Origin of the sequence: Oceanimonas sp. AH20CE76, from assembly GCF_039654065.1 — a bacterium.
Taxonomy (GTDB): Bacteria; Pseudomonadota; Gammaproteobacteria; order Enterobacterales; family Aeromonadaceae; genus Oceanimonas; species Oceanimonas smirnovii.
The window spans coordinates 475001-492827 of record NZ_CP155481.1; the positions used below are offsets into that span (position 1 = coordinate 475001).

Below are 17827 nucleotides of genomic sequence, written 5' to 3' on the forward strand. Positions count from 1 at the left end.
AGGCCAATCAAACCGGGAGATAGCTGGTTCTCCCCGAAAGCTATTTAGGTAGCGCCTCGGACGAATACTACTGGGGGTAGAGCACTGTTTGGGCTAGGGGGTCATCCCGACTTACCAACCCCATGCAAACTCCGAATACCAGTAAGTACTATCCGGGAGACACACGGCGGGTGCTAACGTCCGTCGTGAAGAGGGAAACAACCCAGACCGCCGGCTAAGGTCCCCAAGTTCTGGTTAAGTGGGAAACGAAGTGGGAAGGCTCAGACAGCCAGGATGTTGGCTTAGAAGCAGCCATCATTTAAAGAAAGCGTAATAGCTCACTGGTCGAGTCGGCCTGCGCGGAAGATGTAACGGGGCTAAAACCAGGCACCGAAGCCGCGGATTCACGCTTTGCGTGAGTGGTAGGGGAGCGTTCTGTAAGTCTGCGAAGGTGTGTTGTGAAGCATGCTGGAGATATCAGAAGTGCGAATGCTGACATGAGTAACGATAAAGGGGGTGAAAAACCTCCTCGCCGGAAGACCAAGGGTTCCTGTCCAACGTTAATCGGGGCAGGGTGAGTCGGCCCCTAAGGCGAGGCCGAAAGGCGTAGTCGATGGGAAACGGGTTAATATTCCCGTACTGACACACATTGCGATGGGGGGACGGAGAAGGCTAGATGGGCCAGGCGTTGGTTGTCCTGGTGAAAGGGCGTAGGCGGTGACTTTAGGTAAATCCGGAGTTGCAACGCTGAGACCCGAGACGAAGGTACTACGGTACCGAAGTCATTGATGCCCTGCTTCCAGGAAAAGCCTCTAAGCTTCAGATGTGTGTGAACCGTACCCCAAACCGACACAGGTGGTCGGGTAGAGAATACCAAGGCGCTTGAGAGAACTCGGGTGAAGGAACTAGGCAAAATAGTACCGTAACTTCGGGAGAAGGTACGCTGGAGCGGGTGAAGTCCTTCGCGGATGGAGCCTGAGCCAGTCGCAGTGACCAGGTGGCTGGGACTGTTTATCAAAAACACAGCACTCTGCTAACTCGCAAGAGGACGTATAGGGTGTGACACCTGCCCGGTGCCGGAAGGTTAATTGATGGGGTTAGCCGTAAGGTGAAGCTCTTGATCGAAGCCCCGGTAAACGGCGGCCGTAACTATAACGGTCCTAAGGTAGCGAAATTCCTTGTCGGGTAAGTTCCGACCTGCACGAATGGTGTAACCATGGCCACGCTGTCTCCACCCGAGACTCAGTGAAATTGAAATCGCCGTGAAGATGCGGTGTACCCGCGGCTAGACGGAAAGACCCCGTGAACCTTTACTATAGCTTGGCACTGAACATTGACCCTACATGTGTAGGATAGGTGGGAGGCTGTGAAGCGGTGACGCCAGTTGCCGTGGAGCCGACCTTGAAATACCACCCTTGTATGTTTGATGTTCTAACTTGGTCCCCTTATCGGGGATGAGGACAGTGCCTGGTGGGTAGTTTGACTGGGGCGGTCTCCTCCCAAAGTGTAACGGAGGAGCACGAAGGTTGGCTAAGTACGGTCGGACATCGTACGGTTAGTGCAATGGCATAAGCCAGCTTAACTGCGAGACAGACACGTCGAGCAGGTGCGAAAGCAGGTCATAGTGATCCGGTGGTTCTGAATGGAAGGGCCATCGCTCAACGGATAAAAGGTACTCCGGGGATAACAGGCTGATACCGCCCAAGAGTTCATATCGACGGCGGTGTTTGGCACCTCGATGTCGGCTCATCACATCCTGGGGCTGAAGTCGGTCCCAAGGGTATGGCTGTTCGCCATTTAAAGTGGTACGCGAGCTGGGTTCAGAACGTCGTGAGACAGTTCGGTCCCTATCTGCCGTGGGCGTTGGATGATTGAGAGGGGCTGCTCCTAGTACGAGAGGACCGGAGTGGACGAACCTCTGGTGTTCGGGTTGTCACGCCAGTGGCACTGCCCGGTAGCTAAGTTCGGAATCGATAACCGCTGAAAGCATCTAAGCGGGAAGCGAGCCTCGAGATGAGTCATCCCTAGGTACTTGATACCTCTAAAGGGCCGTCCGAGACCAGGACGTTGATAGGCAGGGTGTGGAAGCGCTGTGAGGCGTGCAGCTAACCTGTACTAATGACCCGTGCGGCTTAACCATACAACACCCAAGAAGTGTGAGGCCTTGCAGGCTCAAGAGCACAACCTATTCATCGAAATAGTTTTTTCCGAATTACGATTTTATGCCTGGCGGCCATAGCGTTGTGGAACCACCTGACTCCATGCCGAACTCAGCAGTGAAACGCAACCGCGCCGATGATAGTGTGGCAGCTGCCATGTGAAAGTAGGTCACTGCCAGGCACCCAATACCGAAAGCCCTTCACTGATGTGAAGGGCTTTTTTCGTTTCTGCAAAATACGTTTAACCTCACATCATTACCAAAAGCTGCACTCAAAACGTTGTATTTATCGCCACTCAAGCTATCCGCGCATTTTATGAGCTTGATGAACCGATAAAAAAGGCATAGCGTTAAATCGTAATAAAGCTGTCATGACTCGGTGCTTTAACTGGGTTATGACCATGACAAGGGCTTAGCCCGGGGAGCACGCCTATGGACGGCTACGACCGCAAACGCTTTATTCTCGACACCAATGTGCTGCTGCACGAGCCTCTCTCTATTTACTCTTTCAAAGAGCACGATGTTGTCATTCCCATGACGGTGCTGGAAGAGCTGGATCGCATCAAAGACAGACAAAAGGACGTCAGCCGGGACGCCAGAGTAGCCATTCGTACTCTGGAAGATATCTTTCGTGATGCCACGCCGGAAGAAATTGTTGCCGGTGTATCACTGGGCCTGAAAGACGATGATGCTTCGGGACGCATCGCCATTATCTCTGATCGTCATCTGCCGGAAGGCTATGCGGTATTTACTGATGATGAAGCCGACAATCGCATCATCAATACCGCGCTTTATCTGCAGAAACATGATGCCACCAGCAAAGCAGTGCTGGTGACCAAAGACATCAATATGCGGCTCAAGGCCAAGGGAGCCGGCCTTGAGCGGGTTGAAGATTATCGTTCCGATCAGTTGGTGGACGACATACGCCTGCTGTCCAAAGGTTTTTTCCAGATGGAAAACAGCTTCTGGGACAGGGTAGGAGAGTGCCAGAGTGAAACCCATGGGCGCGAAGTGATCCATACTGTTTCGGAAGAGTTGCTGCCCGGCGCTCATGTTAATCAGTATTTGATTGATGATACCGATGACTTTGCGGGCAGAGTGCTGAGCAAGGCTGACGGTCAGCTGCGTTTTGTGGATCTGGGCCGGGAACGCATGATGGGACGTAAGGCCTGGGGTATTCAGCCCAAGAATATTTATCAGGCCATGGCCCTGGATGCGCTGCTGGATCCCCATATTGACATGGTGATCCTGACCGGTCCCGCTGGTTGCGGCAAGACCCTGCTTGCCATGGCTTCGGCGCTGGAAATGACCATCGAAAAAGGCATCTATGACAGAGTTATCGTGACGCGCAATACGCCGGAAATCGCCGAGAGCATCGGTTTTCTGCCGGGCTCGGAAGAAGAAAAAATGGCCCCCTGGCTGGCAGCCATTACCGATACCCTGGAAGTGCTGCACAAGCAGGACGAATGCATGGACGGCTCACTCAGTTACATTATGGGCAAGGCCAATATTCAGTTCAAATCTGTCAACTTCATGCGCGGGCGCAGTATCCAGAATACCTTTGTGCTGCTGGATGAATGCCAGAACCTGACCGCTTCTCAGCTCAAGACCATCATTACCCGCTGTGGTGAAGGAACCAAGCTGGTGTGCTCGGGCAACCTGGCACAGATTGACTCCAACTATCTGACCCCGGTGACCTCCGGGCTGACTTACATAGTCGAGCGTTTTAAGGACTTTGAAGGCAGCGCCAATATTTACCTGAATGGTGTGATGCGCAGCCGGCTGGCGTCCTTTGCTGAAGAGAATTTGTAAAAAGTGAGGGGTGGAATGTGATAAGGGAGGGTTACTCCTCCCTTATCACCGCCGTTGTTCCCAGATAGGCCCTTAATTCTGTTGTGCGGGGGGCTGACAGCAGCTCGCCGTCACCCAGCTCCAGAATACGGCCATTATGAATAAAGGCCATCTGATTAGCCACGCCGGCCGCTTCGGATGGGTGGTGGGTTACCATCAATACCGTCAGTTGCATGCGGTCGGTTTGCTCTCGCAACAGTTGCAACAGCTCATAGCGCAATGCCGGATCCAGCGCCGAAAATGGCTCATCCAGCAGTAAGACGGGGCGGTTGCGTACCAGGCAGCGTGCCAGTCCTACCCGCTGTTGCTGGCCACCGGACAACTGTGCCGGCTTGCGGCTCAGCAGTCCGTCTATGCCAAGGCGTAAGGCTACATCTTGCACCTGTTGTTGCTGCTGCTCGTTCAGACGCAGCCCTGCATTCAGGCCAATGGCAATATTTTGCTGCACACTCATGTGCCAGAACAAATTGTTATCCTGAAACAGGGTGGTTATGGGCCGTTCGGCAGGGGTAAGGGGCAGCAGGCTGTTACCATTAAAACTCAGCGTGCCGGAGCCGACCCTGGCAAAGCCGCCAATCATGGCCAGCAGGGTGGACTTACCGGCACCACTGGGGCCAATCAGTGCAGTGATGGTGCCCGGGGCAGCAGTCAATGAAAAGCACTGGGTTTGCTCCGGATAGCTGGCGGCCAGATTAGTCAGTGTCAGCATGCTTTCCTCCCAATACGCGCTCAATCAACAGAAACAGCGCCAGGTTCAGTACCAGCAGCACCAGGGCGGTGGCGGCGGCATCGGTCATCTGGTAACTGCCCAGTTGCTGATAGAGCAACCAAGGCAGTGTCTGCAGCTGCTGACTGCCAAACAGGGCTATGGCACTCAGATCTCCCAGTGACAGCATCATGGCCAGTGCCAGTGCCAAAGCCAGGGGTTGGCGCAGCAGCGGCCACTCCACCCGCCGCAGACGATCCATACCGCTTATATTCAGGCTGGTACATAGCCGGTCGTAGCGATGAGCCACCCGCGCCATGGGCTGTTGCAGAGCGCGCAGACCATAGGGCATGGCCATCAGCGCATTCACCAATACCACCAGCAGCGGGCCCAGTGCAAACACATCGGCCACACTGCGCAGCATAATAAACAGGCCGGTAGAAAGCACCACTGCAGGTAACACCAGAATGGCAGACCCGGTGGCTTCCATCAGCCCGGCGGCTATTCGTTGCTTACGGCGTATTCTGAGATGGCGGCTGGTCAGCAGCAGGGACGTGGTCAGCAGTACTGACAGCACGCCCGCTCCTAACGCTATGGTGACGGACTGACCCAGCGCCGACCAGAGCCGGGCAGAGGTCAGCGCGGACAACAGACGAGGATTCAGGCCGGCGGTGATGATGGCCAGCAGAGGCGGCAGAAAAATACCCAAGGCTACCGTCAGTACCACCCCGTCGGTCAGCCGGGTATGCCACCAGCGCGTATCGTGGCGCAGACAGGTGGTGACGCTGTCGCCTCTGTATTCCGGCGGTTTGCTGAGGGCATATTGCAGTAACAGAAAGGCACCGCAAAACGTCAGTTGCAGCAGTGCCAGGCTGCCAGCCAGCGGCAGATCAAAGTCGAAACGCAATGCCTGATAGATGGCCACTTCCAGCGTGGTGGATTTAGGCCCGCCGCCCAGTGCCATGACGGTGGCAAAACTGGTAAAACATAGCATAAATATCAGGCTGGCCAGCCCCGGCAGGGCTCCGCGAATGGCCGGCCAGATCAGCCAGCGAAACAGTTGCCGGCTGTTAAAGCCAAACTGGCTGGCCAGCCGCCAGTGGCTGGCAGGAATAGCTTCAATATTTTGCAGCAGAATACGTGCCGCCAGCGGCATATTAAAGAACACATGAGCCAGCAGAATACCGGTCAGGCCATAGAGGTAGCTGACCGGCTCAAAACCCAGCCATTCCAGCACAGTGTTACTCCAGCCCTGACGGCCATGCACCGCTACCATGCCAAAGACCACCAGAATGACCGGCAGCACCAAAGACAGCCCGAACAGCCGCAGCAGCAGGCTTCTGCCGGGAAAGCGCCGGCGCGACAGGGCCTGGGCCAGCGGCACAGCCAGCCCCAGGCTGAGCAGGGCAGACAGCCCGGCCTGATAAAAGCTGAACCAGATCACATGGCGCAGGTAAGGATCGGCAAACACCTGAGTGGTATTGTTGTCACCTTGCGTCATCAGCGCGGCAATGGGGGCGGCGGTAAGCAACAGAATGGCACTTACCGCAAGTATGCCCGGCAGCCACCAGTAACGCTGCAGCATCAGCGGGTGGTAGCGTGCAGCCACTGACGTAACCATTGCTTACGTTGTGTGGCGATTTCTTCGGGAGTAAAGCTCAGCGCCCGCTCCGGCACAACCAGCTCATTAAAGCCGGCGGGCAGTTCAGTGTCGATCACCGGATACATCCAGTTGCCGGCAGCAATATGCTGCTGAAAGCCGGGAGTGGTCATAAATTGCAGAAAACGGTCCGCCAGCTCGGGCTGGCTGGCACTTTTTACCTTGCCGGCGACTTCTACCTGCAGGTAGTGGCCTTCTTCAAAGGCGGCGGCCTGATACTGGTGCTTCTGCTCGGCTTCAATATGGTAAGCAGGAGAAGTGGTGTAAGACAGTACCATGTCTGCTTCTCCTTCCAGGAACATGCCATAGGACTCGCTCCAGCCTTTGGTGACCGAGATGGTCCGTTTTGCCAGGTTTTGCCATACCTCCGGCGCCTTATCGCCATAGAGTTTTTGCACCCATAGCAGCAGGCCCTGACCCGGCGTGCTGGTACGGGGATCCTGATATAGCAAAGTCAGCTCTGGGCGCTCCAGCAATTCGGCAAAGCTGGCCGGTGGCTGGCTCAGCTTGTCGGCATTATAGATAAAGGCGAAATAACCATAATCAAAGGGCAGAAAATAAGGGTTGTTCCAGCCACCGGGCAGGGTCAGCCCCTCGGGAGTAAGGCCATGTTTCTCAATCAGGCCGGTTTCTGTTGCTGCCTGCAGCAGGTTATTGTCCAGCCCCAGCACCACATCAGCCTTGGTATTGCTGCCTTCCAGCCGCAGCCGGTTAAGAATGGATACGCCATCATCCAGCGCGACCCACTGCAAATCACAGTCGCATTCAGATTCAAAGCTTTTTTCAATGGCCGGCCCCGGCCCCCAGTCTGATGCAAATGAGCTATAGGTATAGATGGTTAATGTCGGCGTTTGTGCCGCCAGCGATGTGCTGGCCGCCAGCAGCAAGGCAAACAGCGTCTTTTTCACTGGGCCACTCCCTGGTTATATAGTGTCAGTATCGGGGCGAAATGGCTGCCTGAGCCGGCGAGCCCGATAGCAAAGGGTAAGAGCGCTATTGTAGGAAGATTTATCTGATGAAACCAGCCATGAAAGGATAAGCCCATGTTATCAGCCAACAAGGAGCAACGGTTATTCAGCCGAATGCAATTGAATACGATCGTGATCCTGGCCACTACCAGCGAACGTATTCAGGGAACCTGCATTAATCTCAGTTCGGAAGGCGTATTGATGCGGGTAGAAAGCGGCCGCTGTGAGCCGGGACAGGAATGGCAGCTGGTCTTGCCCTCGGCCAGCGATCAGGTACCGCCATTAATGGCCATGGCCAGAGTGTTGCGGGTAGAGCAGAGCGAAGAAGGGGATTTGGTGGCGTTATACCTTGATGATGTGCATTAAGGCCAGCCAATAAAAACGCCGGCGTGTGCCGGCGTTTTGCATCAGGCTTACAGCCAGGCAGGCTGCTTCGCCTCATAGGCATCAATCTGATCTGCATGCTGCAGGGTCAGGCCAATGTTGTCGAGGCCGTTCAGCAGGCAGTAGCGGCGGAACTCGTCAATCTCGAACGGAAAGGCGTGCTCGCCGGCGCGCACTTCACAGGCTTCCAGATCCACGGTGATCTCGGCACCCTTACTGGCCGCCACATGCTGGAACAGGCTCTCGACCTGCTCGTCGGTCAGGCGTACCGGCACCATGCCGTTGTTAATGGCGTTGCCGTAGAAGATATCGGCAAAGCTCGGGGCGATGACGGCCTTCAAACCGAAATCGGCCAGCGCCCAGGGCGCATGTTCGCGGCTGGAACCACAGCCGAAGTTTTCCCGGGCCAGCAGGATCACGGCTTTGTCGTAAGGCACCTGGTTAAGTACAAACTCCGGGTTCGGCCGCTCACCGGCGTCATCCAGAAAGCGCCAGTCGTGAAACAGGTGCTTACCAAAGCCGGACCGGGTCACCTTTTGCAGAAACTGCTTGGGAATGATCTGATCGGTGTCTACGTTGGCCGCATCCAGGGGGGCGGCGATACCGGTTAATTGCTTGAATCCGCTCATGTTATTCCCCTTATAAATCCCGAATGTCGACAAAGTGACCGAACACGGCGGCGGCGGCGGCCATGGCCGGGCTCACCAGATGGGTGCGGCCACCCCGGCCCTGACGGCCTTCAAAGTTGCGGTTGCTGGTGGCGGCACAACGCTCGCCCGGCTGCAGCCGGTCGTTGTTCATGGCCAGACACATGGAGCAACCGGGCAGACGCCATTCGAAACCGGCTTCGATAAAGACTTTATCCAGTCCTTCGGCTTCGGCCTGCGCCTTCACCTGCTGTGAACCAGGCACCACCAGCGCCTGAACCCCGGCGGCCACCTTGCGCCCCTGAGCGATGGCGGCGGCGGCGCGCAAGTCTTCAATGCGGCTGTTGGTACAGGAGCCGATGAACACCTTGTCAACCTTGACGTCGGTGAGCTTGCCACCGGCAGGAATGTCCATGTACTGCAGCGCCTTGACCGCAGACTGACGCTCCACGGCATCGTCAAAGTCTTCCGGTGCCGGAATGGTGCCGTTCACCGGCATCACCTGCCCCGGGTTGGTGCCCCAGGTCACCTGCGGCGCAATGGCGTTGCCATCGAGTTCGACCACGGCGTCAAACTTGGCACCTTCGTCGGACTTGAGGGTGCTCCAGTAGGCCACGGCCTGTTCCCACTGCTCGCCTTCGGGGGCAAAGGGGCGGCTCTTGAGATAGTCAAAGGTGGTCTGGTCGGGGGCAATAAGGCCCGCCTTGGCACCCAGCTCGATGGCCATGTTACAGATGGTCATGCGCGCTTCCATGGAGAGCGCCTCGATGGCGCTGCCGCAGAACTCCACCACATAACCGGTGCCGCCGGCGTGGCCGACTTCACCGATAATGGCCAGTACCACGTCCTTGGCGCTGATGCCCGGGTTGAGGGTGCCGTTGACCTGAATCTTCATGGTTTTGGCCCGGCCCTGTTTCAGGGTCTGGGTAGCCATGACGTGTTCCACCTCTGAGGTACCGATGCCGAACGCCAGGGCACCAAAGGCACCGTGGGTGGCGGTATGGGAGTCACCACAGACGATGGTGGTGCCGGGCAGGGTCAGACCCAGCTCCGGGCCGATCACGTGCACTATGCCCTGGTACTTGTGGTGCAGGTCATACAGCGGCACGCCGAACTCTTCACAGTTTTTGGCCAGGGTTTCCATCTGGATGCGGGCCATTTCACCGGAAGCGGCAATGTCATTGGTCTCGGTGGAGACGTTGTGATCCATGGTCGCCCAGGTGCGATCGGGGCGGCGCAGCTTGCGGCCCTTTTCACGCAGGCCGTCAAAGGCCTGGGGCGAGGTCACTTCGTGTACCAGATGGCGATCAATGTAGAGCAGCGGGGTTTCGCCGGCTTCATTGCGCACCAGATGGGCATCAAATACTTTCTGATAAAGGGTCTTGGCCATTAGCTTGCTCTCCGAATGCGGGATACGATCTGCTCGCCCATTTGACTGGTGGACTGCACCGGGTGTTCGGCCTTGTCGCTGTACAGGTCGCCGGTAAAGTAACCGGCGGCCAGGGTTTCAGCCACGGCACGCTCAATGGCCTGTGCGGCTTCTTCCTGCTTGAAGCTGTAACGCAGCATCAGCGCGGCGGACAAAATCTGGGCGATGGGGTTGGCAATGCCCTGACCGGCGATGTCCGGAGCGGAGCCGCCGGCCGGCTCGTACAGGCCAAAGCCCTGATCGTTCAGGCTGACGGAGGGCAGCAGGCCCATGGAGCCGGTGATCATCGCCATTTCGTCGGAGATGATGTCGCCGAACAGGTTGGAGCACAGCAGCACGTCGAACTGGGACGGATCCTTAATGAGCTGCATGGTGGCGTTGTCGATGTAGATGTGGTTCAGGGTTACGTCCGGGTAATCCTTGGCGATTTCGGTGACCACTTCCCGCCACAGAATGGAGGCCTGCAGGACGTTGGCCTTGTCGACGGACGTCACCACACCACGACGGCCCTGGGCCGCCTCAAATGCCAGCCGGGCGATGCGCTCAATTTCATAGCGGTGATACACCTCGGTATCGAACGCCTTTTCTTCGGGGCCTGAACCTTCCCGACCCTTGGGCTGACCGAAGTAGATGCCGCCGGTCAGCTCGCGCATGCACACTATGTCAAAGCCGCGGGCACTGATGTCGGCGCGCAGCGGCGAGAAGCCTTCCAGGCCCTGGTAGATCTTGGCCGGGCGCATGTTGCAGAACAGCTTGAAGTGACCGCGCAGGGGCAGCAGGGCACCGCGCTCGGGCTGCTCATTGGGCGGCAGGTTTTCCCACTTGGGGCCGCCCACAGAGCCGAACAGTACGGCATCGGCGGCTTCACAGCCGGCCAGGGTGGCGGCGGGCAGGGGGCTGCCGTGGTTGTCGATGGCGATGCCGCCCACATCATAATGGCTGTAGTCCAGCTGCAGGCCGAACTCGGCCTGCACTTTATCCAGCACCCGAATGGCTTCGGCCATCACTTCCGGGCCAATGCCGTCACCCGGCAATACCGCGACCTTGTAGCTTGCGCTCATGTTCACACTGTCTCCATACGAATTTTTTTCTGAATTTCTTCTTTCTTTTCCGCGACCTGCTCGGCCCGGTAAATGCAGTTAATCACGTGAATCAATGCCTGGGCAGAGGACTCGACGATATCGGTGGCCAGACCCATGCCGTGGAACTTACGGCCCTTGTACTCGGCGACGATGTCCACCTGACCCAGTGCATCTTTGCCTTCACCCTTGCTTTGCAGTTCGTATTTGTCGATGCGAATGTCATAGCCGGTTACCCGGTTGATGCACTGGTACACGGCATCTACCGGGCCATTACCCACGGCGGCTTCATTAACGATCTCGCCGCCCACTTCCATGCGTACACTGGCGGTGGACATGACATTGCTGCCGGACTGCACGCTCAGGTACTTGAGCTTGAACTGCTCGGGCTCTTCGTGGATCTGGCTGAAGAACACCAGGGCTTCCAGATCGTAATCGAATACCTGGCCCTTGCGGTCTGCCAGCGCGAGGAAGCTGGTGTAAAGGGTGTCGAGATCATAGTCCTGCTCGGAGTAGCCCATCTCAGCCATGCGGTGCTTGATCACGTGGCGGCCGGAGCGTGAAGTCAGGTTAAGCTGGTTCTTGGGTAAACCAATGCTTTCGGGAGTGATGATCTCGTAAGTGTTCTTGTTTTTCAGTACGCCGTCCTGGTGAATACCGGAAGAGTGCGAGAAGGCATTGGCACCGACGATGGCCTTGTTGGGCTGTACCGGCATATTGCACAGGTTACGCACCAGCTGGCTGGTCCGGTAGATTTCCTGGTGCTTGATATTGGTATGTACCCCGAGCAATTCGCCCCGGGTTTTCATGATCATGGCCACTTCTTCCAGCGAGCAGTTGCCGGCCCGCTCACCGATGCCGTTGATGGTACATTCAATCTGGCGCGCACCTGCCTGTACGGCGGCAATAGAGTTGGCTACCGACATGCCGAGGTCGTCGTGGCAGTGCACGGAGATCACGGCTTCGTGAATATTGGGTACCCGCTCAAACAGGGTCTGAATAATGCCGCCAAACTCGCTGGGCACTGTGTAGCCCACGGTGTCGGGAATGTTTACGGTGCGGGCACCGGCCTTGATCACGGCCTCGACCATGCGGCACAGATTGTCGATGGGGGTGCGGCCGGCATCCTCGCAAGAGAACTCCACGTCGTCGGTGTAGCCCCGGGCGTGCTTGACCGCCGCCACGCTCATTTCCACGACAGAGTCGAAGTCTTTGCGCAGCTTGCTCTGCACATGTATGTCGGAGGTAGAGATAAAGGTGTGAATACGGAACTGATCCGCCACCCGCAGCGCCTCGCCGGCGGCGTCGATGTCGGCCTTGAGGGCTCGGGACAGGGCGCAGACCCGGCTGTTTTTGATATGACGGGCAATGGTCTGCACTGATTCAAAATCGCCGGGAGAGGAAATGGGAAAGCCCACTTCCATCACGTCAACACCGAGGCGCTCCAGAGCCTGGGCGATCTGCAGTTTTTCCTTGACGGACAGGCTGGCGGAAAGCGCCTGTTCACCGTCCCGCAAGGTGGTATCGAATAAAATGACCTGGTTCGACATGTCGCTTTCCTCTGTGTGTCCGTGCCGCCCGAAGCAGAATAAAAAAACCCGTGCGGACGGCACGGGTTTTTAAGTGTGAAACTGTGTGAATGATAAATTCCAGCTACGCCTAACCCCGTGCGCTAAAGCACCTTGTTGGTTAGTAGTAGTAGCAGAATTTGTTTTTGCATGGTCACTCACATCAGAAAGAATCCGTTAACAACGCTATACAGATAACGATTAACAGCGGTGCTGTCAACTTTGGCTGCGCCGGGAAAGTATGGTTTCACTCTTTTTATAAACGGCATATTGGCATTTAAGTAGTGTTTTATACTGCGTTTACAGTTTTATTCTTGTTTATAGTTTTGCTTTTTATCTTGAATGTTGGGCTGTTGTTTTGTTGTTGTCTTAAGTGACCTTTCAGGTCTTTTCGGTCAGGCTTTAAACACTGGCACCAGCATGCACCCGGGGCTGGTGCTGGTACCGGCAAAGCAGCATGGGCAGGCTGTTTCAGGCGGAGCAGGCAGAATTGCAAAGCCCCCGTGGACAACGGATTTAAAGCAGGTTAAGGTGATTTTTCATCCTTTTTCTGCTTATCTTCAGCCTGGCTGTTGTAAGTTGTTGTTTTATAAATATAAGAACCTTCATTTAGCAGTGCGCACAGCGTGCCCGCCTGCGGCTGCCTAAAGGAAGGCAAAGTGAACGGAGCAGAGCCTGGAGGGCTTTACCATGGAGATGTTATCAGGCGCAGAAATGGTCGTACGAGCGCTGGAGGATCAGGGGATAGATTACCTGTTTGGTTATCCCGGAGGCTCGGTACTGGACATCTATGATGCCTTGTTTGAAAACAGCAAAATAGAGCATGTGCTGGTGCGCCACGAGCAGGCGGCCGTGCACATGGCTGATGGCTATTCACGGGCAACCGGCAAGGTGGGTACCGTGCTGGTCACGTCCGGCCCGGGTGCGACCAACTGTATTACCGGTATTGCTACTGCCTATATGGATTCTATTCCTTTGGTAGTCTTGTCCGGCCAGGTGCCAACCCACTATATTGGTGATGATGCCTTCCAGGAAACCGACATGATCGGTATTTCCCGCCCTATCGTGAAACACAGTTTTTTGTGCAAGAAGGCGTCCGATATTCCTCTGGCCATTAAAAAGGCCTATTACATTGCCGCATCCGGTCGCCCCGGCCCGGTGGTAGTCGATCTGCCTAAAGATATTCAGAACCCCAAGGAAAAGCATCCTTACGTTTACCCCGACAGCGTGGATATGCGTTCCTACAATCCCACAGGAACAGGCCATAAGGGGCAGATCAAAAAAGCGATGAAGGCCTTGGCCGCGGCCAAGCGCCCGGTGATGTATGTGGGGGGCGGTGCTATTACTGCCGATGCCAGCAATCTGGTGGTGCAGCTGGCCGAGCAGTTTAATCTGCCGGTCACCAACACCCTGATGGGCCTGGGTGTCATGCCCGGCACGCACAAGCAGTTTGTGGGTATGCTGGGCATGCATGGCACCTATGAAGCCAACAAAACCATGCATAACTCGGATCTTATCCTGGCCATTGGTGCCCGCTTTGACGACAGGGTAACCAATAACGTGGCCAAGTTCTGCCCGCATGCCACCATAGTGCATGTGGATGTGGATCCGACCTCTATTTCCAAAACCATTCCTGCGCACATTCCCATCGTGGGCTCAGCCGACGCTGTGCTGGCGCAGATGCTCGACGCCATTCGTGAGCTCGGACTTAAGCCCGATACTCAGGCCTTGAGTGACTGGTGGGCGCAGATCGAGCAGTGGCGTGACCGCAAGTGCCTGAGTTATGAAAAAAGTGATAAATACATCAAGCCTCAGGAAGTGATGGAGGCGGTGTACCGCATTACTGAAGGTAAGGCCATCATCAGCTCCGATGTGGGTCAGCACCAGATGTTTGCCGCCCTGTACTATCCCTACGACAAGCCGCGCCAGTGGATCAACTCCGGTGGCCTGGGCACCATGGGCTTTGGCCTGCCTGCCGCCATGGGCGCCAAGCTGGGCTGCCCCGATGCCGTGTCTGTGTGTGTGACCGGTGACGGCTCCATTCAGATGAACATTCAGGAACTGTCCACCTGTATGCAATACAACATACCGGTGAAAATTATTTCCATGAACAACAGCGCCCTGGGCATGGTGAAGCAGTGGCAGAAGATGTTCTATGAAGGCCGTCAGAGTCATTCCTACATGGACTCGTTGCCCGACTTCGTCAAGCTGGCCGAGTCCTATGGCCATGTGGGCATGAAGGTCACGGATCCGGCCGAGCTGGACGCGGCCCTGGAGAAATGCTTCTCCCTGACCGACAAGCTGGTATTCATGGATATTCAGATCGATCCGGAAGAGCATGTGTATCCCATGCAAATCAAGACCGGAGCCATGGATGAAATGTGGTTAAGCAAAACGGAGCGAACCTGATGCGGCGTATTATTTCCCTGTTGCTGGAAAACGAGTCCGGTGCCCTGAGCCGGGTAGTGGGGCTGTTTTCCCAGCGGGCCTATAACATTGAAACCCTGACAGTGGCACCTACAGAGGATCCCACCCTGTCACGCATGACCATCGTCACCAGCGGTGACGAGCGGGTGATCGAGCAGATCACCAAGCAGCTCAACAAGCTGGTGGATGTGCTTAAGGTCAGCGACCTGACCGACGGGGATCATATCGAGCGTGAAATTGTGCTGGTCAAGGTGCGCGCCGACGGGTCCAACCGGGATGAAGTCAAGCGTACCGCCGACATCTTCCGGGGCCAGATTGTGGACGTCACTCCGCATTTGTATACGGTGCAGCTGGTGGGCACCAGTGACAAGCTTGACGCTTTTATACGCAATATGAGCGAAACTACCGAAGTGGTGGAAGTAGTACGCAGCGGTGTGTGCGGTGTGTCCCGGGGTGAAAAATCCCTGCGCGCCTGATCCGTCAGTTGCCTTAGAAGAAAAAACCGCCCGCAGGCGGTTTTTTTATTCCTGGAGTTCAGTTCTCATGTCTGGTTTCAAAAAAAGTTGACATTCACCATCAGCGATTGAAAATCAGAGCCAGAGAACAGGGTGAAAGCAGGGGATGGCTCAAGCATTGAATACAACAGTTACCAAGGCACTGACAACGCCATCACAAGGAGTGTCCGAGAGTTATGCCCAGCTGGCCGAAGGGTTAGCAACACTCTATGGTCGTCACTGCGAAGTCGTCGTGTACAGCCTGCATCAGCCGGAAGGTGTTGCCGTCTATCTGGCCGGCAGCAGCCGCCAGCCTGGTGCCGCCATGAGCGAGACCGAGCAACGGCTGCTGAGTCAGCTGTATCATACCCGGAATGAGCGTCTGTGCCTGACCCATCAGCGCCTTGGTGCGCCAGTGCGCAGCTTGCTGCAACTGGTGCGCGATGGTGAGGTTTTAATGTTGTTGTGTGTGCACCTGGATCTGAGTGCCCCCTTGCATGAGCTGATGAGCGACTTGTTACCGCCAGAAAATGAGCGGCCGCAAACCTCGGCAGAAAACTTCAGCAATAATGTGGAAGAGCTGGTCACCCTGACGGTGGAACGCACCATAGATGCGATTAATGCCGATCCTCATGTGGCCAATAATGCCAAGAACAAGCAAATTGTGACTACCCTGTTTGAAAAGGGCATTTTCGATATCAAGGACGCCATTGCCATGGTGTCGGACAAGCTCAACATTTCCAAACACACTGTCTATCTCTATATCAGACAGAAAAAACGCGATGATGAAGAGTTATCGCCTAATAACCAGGAGAACCCATGACTAAAACCGTAATTGCCACCGATCAGGCTCCCGCTGCCATTGGCCCATACATTCAGGCTGCCCGCGTGGGTAACATGGTCTATACCTCAGGTCAGATCCCGCTGGATCCGGCCACCATGGATGTGGTGGAAGGCGGCATTGAGGCTCAGACCAAGCAGGTAATGGACAATCTGATGGCCGTGCTGGCGGAAGCCGGTGCCGACGCCACCAGCGTGGTCAAAACCACCTGCTTCCTGTCCGACATGAACAACTTCCTGGCCTTTAACGAAGTGTATGCCAGTTATTTTGCCGCTGGTGCGCCTGCTCGTTCCTGTGTTGAAGTAGCTCGTCTGCCCAAAGACGTGCTGGTGGAAGTGGAAGCCATCGCTCTGGTTGAGTAACCTTTCAAGAGCGGCTCGAGCCGCTCTTTTTTCAGCAACGGATACCCGTTATGACTCCAGCTTCTCTGCGCTTTGCCCTCTTGATCACCGGGCCCTGCTACGGCAGCCAGGCTGCCGCTGATGCCCTGCGCTTTGCCAGTGCCGTGCTGGAACAGGGTCATGTGCTCGACAGTGTGTTTTTTTATCAGGAAGGGGTACACAACGGGAGTCGTCTGGTACAGCCCGCCAGTGACGAGTTTGATGTGCACCGGGCCTGGGTCACGCTTGCCGAGCGTCATCAGCTCACCCTTGACCTGTGTGTGGCAGCAGCCCTGCGCCGGGGCCTGTGTGACGATAGTTGTGCCGCAGAGGCCGGCCTGGGCACCGGCAATGTTGCTGCCCCTTTCCGACTGAGTGGTCTGGGCGCGCTGGCGCAGGCGGCTCTGACTGCAGACAGGGTGGTGCAATTCTGATGAACAAGGTCGCTTTTATCTTCCATACACCACCTCATGGCAGTGCTGCAGGCCGGGAAGGACTGGATGCGGTGCTGGCCACGTCGGCCCTGAGTGAAGAGCTGGCGGTGTTCTTTATCGGTGATGGCGTTTATCAGCTGAAATCGGCTCAGGCACCGGCGGCTATTCATGGCAGGGACTATGCGCCCACTTTTGGCCTGCTGGAGCTGTATGATATTGAGCATATCTATGTCTGTGCCGACGCATTGATGAAGCGCAATCTTGCGCTGGCTGATTTGTGCATTGAGGCGCAAGCCTGCACGCAAGAAGAATTAACCCGCCTGCTGGGCGAGTATGATGTCCGGCTGACTTTCTGAGGACGTATGCTGCATACCGTTAAACACTCTCCTTTCAGTCATCAGAGCCTTGAGCTGGCGCTGCAGTTGCTGCAGCCCGGTGATCAGTTATTACTGTGGCAGGATGGCGTGATTGCCGCCACTGTACCGGTCTGGCAGGAGCGGTTGCAGCCTCTTGCCGATGCCGGCTGTCTGCATGTAATGAGTGAAGACCTGGCCGCCCGCGGCCTTGAGTCCGTTATCGGCAAACCGCTGACCATGGCCGGCTTTGTTGAGCTGGTGACCAGCCAGGGCAGCCCCACGGCGTGGTGAAAGCAGACCGCAACGGGGTTATCTACGTCGACACGCTTCCAGCCCATCCATGGGACGCTCGGCAAATGTCGTCCATGACATTTGACGGTCGACTCCGGCATCCCCGTTACTGTCTGCCGATGAGAGTGAGCAACTGTATAAATCTTGACTTGCCCGGCGGGCAGGAATAGAATTT

16 protein-coding genes and 2 rRNA genes (1 of these 18 only partly in view) are annotated in these 17827 nt (G+C 56.2%); 11 read left to right on the top strand and 7 right to left on the bottom strand.

Features of this window, described 5'->3' with window-relative positions; translation table 11 throughout:
* The 3 genes from N2M06_RS02415 to N2M06_RS02425 form a co-directional block, all read left to right on the top strand.
* A 23S ribosomal RNA gene (locus tag N2M06_RS02415) occupies positions 1–2119 on the top strand; it begins 769 nt to the left of the window's first position.
* A gap of 85 nt (positions 2120–2204) precedes the next feature.
* Positions 2205–2319: ribosomal RNA gene (gene rrf / locus N2M06_RS02420) — 5S ribosomal RNA — on the top strand.
* A 250-nt stretch (positions 2320–2569) separates the two neighbouring features.
* The gene (locus tag N2M06_RS02425) at positions 2570–3949 is read left to right on the top strand and encodes a PhoH family protein (RefSeq protein ID WP_346351477.1); all 1380 of its coding nucleotides are present in this window, start codon (positions 2570–2572) and stop codon (positions 3947–3949) included.
* 31 nt (positions 3950–3980) lie between these two features.
* Here the strand turns inward: N2M06_RS02425 and thiQ are convergent, their stop codons facing one another.
* The 3 genes from thiQ to thiB are packed head-to-tail and all read right to left on the bottom strand — an operon-like array spanning position 3981 to position 7250.
* Complete coding sequence (gene thiQ, locus N2M06_RS02430) at positions 3981–4697, bottom strand: thiamine ABC transporter ATP-binding protein (protein ID WP_346351478.1); 717 nt, start codon at positions 4695–4697, stop codon at positions 3981–3983.
* Positions 4681–6279 (bottom strand): thiamine/thiamine pyrophosphate ABC transporter permease, encoded by a 1599-nt coding sequence (thiP, locus tag N2M06_RS02435; protein WP_346352148.1) that lies wholly within the window; start codon positions 6277–6279, stop codon positions 4681–4683. The genes thiQ and thiP overlap by 17 nt, the downstream gene beginning before the upstream one ends.
* Positions 6279–7250: a thiamine ABC transporter substrate binding subunit gene (thiB, locus tag N2M06_RS02440; RefSeq protein ID WP_317075766.1), complete on the bottom strand. Its 972-nt coding sequence runs from the start codon at positions 7248–7250 to the stop codon at positions 6279–6281. The genes thiP and thiB overlap by 1 nt, the downstream gene beginning before the upstream one ends.
* A gap of 147 nt (positions 7251–7397) precedes the next feature.
* On the opposite strand from thiB, the gene N2M06_RS02445 reads away from it, so the two are divergent.
* Positions 7398–7688, top strand: coding sequence for a PilZ domain-containing protein (locus tag N2M06_RS02445; RefSeq protein WP_019935960.1), 291 nt, complete (start codon positions 7398–7400; stop codon positions 7686–7688).
* Between the two features lie 47 nt (positions 7689–7735).
* On the opposite strand, the gene leuD is transcribed toward N2M06_RS02445, so the two are convergent.
* Genes leuD through leuA form a run of 4 tightly spaced genes read right to left on the bottom strand, consistent with a single transcriptional unit; the run spans position 7736 to position 12411 of the window.
* A complete protein-coding gene (leuD, locus tag N2M06_RS02450) occupies positions 7736–8335 on the bottom strand; it encodes a 3-isopropylmalate dehydratase small subunit (protein ID WP_346351479.1) in 600 nt (199 codons plus the stop codon).
* A gap of 10 nt (positions 8336–8345) precedes the next feature.
* Positions 8346–9743, bottom strand: a complete 1398-nt coding sequence (gene leuC, locus N2M06_RS02455; protein ID WP_317075761.1) for a 3-isopropylmalate dehydratase large subunit — start codon at positions 9741–9743, stop codon at positions 8346–8348.
* Positions 9743–10843 carry a 3-isopropylmalate dehydrogenase gene (gene leuB, locus N2M06_RS02460; RefSeq protein WP_317075762.1) on the bottom strand — a complete coding sequence of 367 codons (1101 nt, stop codon included), beginning with the start codon at positions 10841–10843 and terminating at the stop codon, positions 9743–9745. The genes leuC and leuB overlap by 1 nt, the downstream gene beginning before the upstream one ends.
* Before the next feature lie 2 nt (positions 10844–10845).
* The gene (gene leuA / locus N2M06_RS02465) at positions 10846–12411 is read right to left on the bottom strand and encodes a 2-isopropylmalate synthase (RefSeq protein WP_019935964.1); all 1566 of its coding nucleotides are present in this window, start codon (positions 12409–12411) and stop codon (positions 10846–10848) included.
* 708 nt (positions 12412–13119) lie between these two features.
* Between leuA and N2M06_RS02470 the strand changes: the two genes are divergently transcribed.
* The 7 genes from N2M06_RS02470 to tusB all read left to right on the top strand — a co-directional run bounded on the left by N2M06_RS02470 (position 13120) and on the right by tusB (position 17652).
* The gene (locus tag N2M06_RS02470) at positions 13120–14838 is read left to right on the top strand and encodes an acetolactate synthase 3 large subunit (RefSeq protein ID WP_026344937.1); all 1719 of its coding nucleotides are present in this window, start codon (positions 13120–13122) and stop codon (positions 14836–14838) included.
* Positions 14838–15332 (top strand): acetolactate synthase small subunit, encoded by a 495-nt coding sequence (ilvN, locus tag N2M06_RS02475; protein WP_019935966.1) that lies wholly within the window; start codon positions 14838–14840, stop codon positions 15330–15332. Before N2M06_RS02470 ends, ilvN begins: the two co-directional genes overlap by 1 nt.
* 157 nt (positions 15333–15489) lie before the next feature.
* Complete coding sequence (locus tag N2M06_RS02480; RefSeq protein ID WP_245541437.1) at positions 15490–16173, top strand: helix-turn-helix domain-containing protein; 684 nt, start codon at positions 15490–15492, stop codon at positions 16171–16173.
* Positions 16170–16553, top strand: a complete 384-nt coding sequence (locus N2M06_RS02485; RefSeq protein WP_019935968.1) for a RidA family protein — start codon at positions 16170–16172, stop codon at positions 16551–16553. The genes N2M06_RS02480 and N2M06_RS02485 overlap by 4 nt, the downstream gene beginning before the upstream one ends.
* Positions 16554–16603: 50 nt before the next feature.
* A complete protein-coding gene (tusD, locus tag N2M06_RS02490) occupies positions 16604–17005 on the top strand; it encodes a sulfurtransferase complex subunit TusD (protein WP_019935969.1) in 402 nt (133 codons plus the stop codon).
* Positions 17005–17361: a sulfurtransferase complex subunit TusC gene (tusC, locus tag N2M06_RS02495; RefSeq protein WP_317075763.1), complete on the top strand. Its 357-nt coding sequence runs from the start codon at positions 17005–17007 to the stop codon at positions 17359–17361. The genes tusD and tusC overlap by 1 nt, the downstream gene beginning before the upstream one ends.
* A 6-nt stretch (positions 17362–17367) precedes the next feature.
* On the top strand, positions 17368–17652 hold the full coding sequence (gene tusB, locus N2M06_RS02500) for a sulfurtransferase complex subunit TusB (protein WP_317075764.1): 285 nt from the start codon (positions 17368–17370) through the stop codon (positions 17650–17652).
* Positions 17653–17827 lie beyond the last annotated feature (175 nt).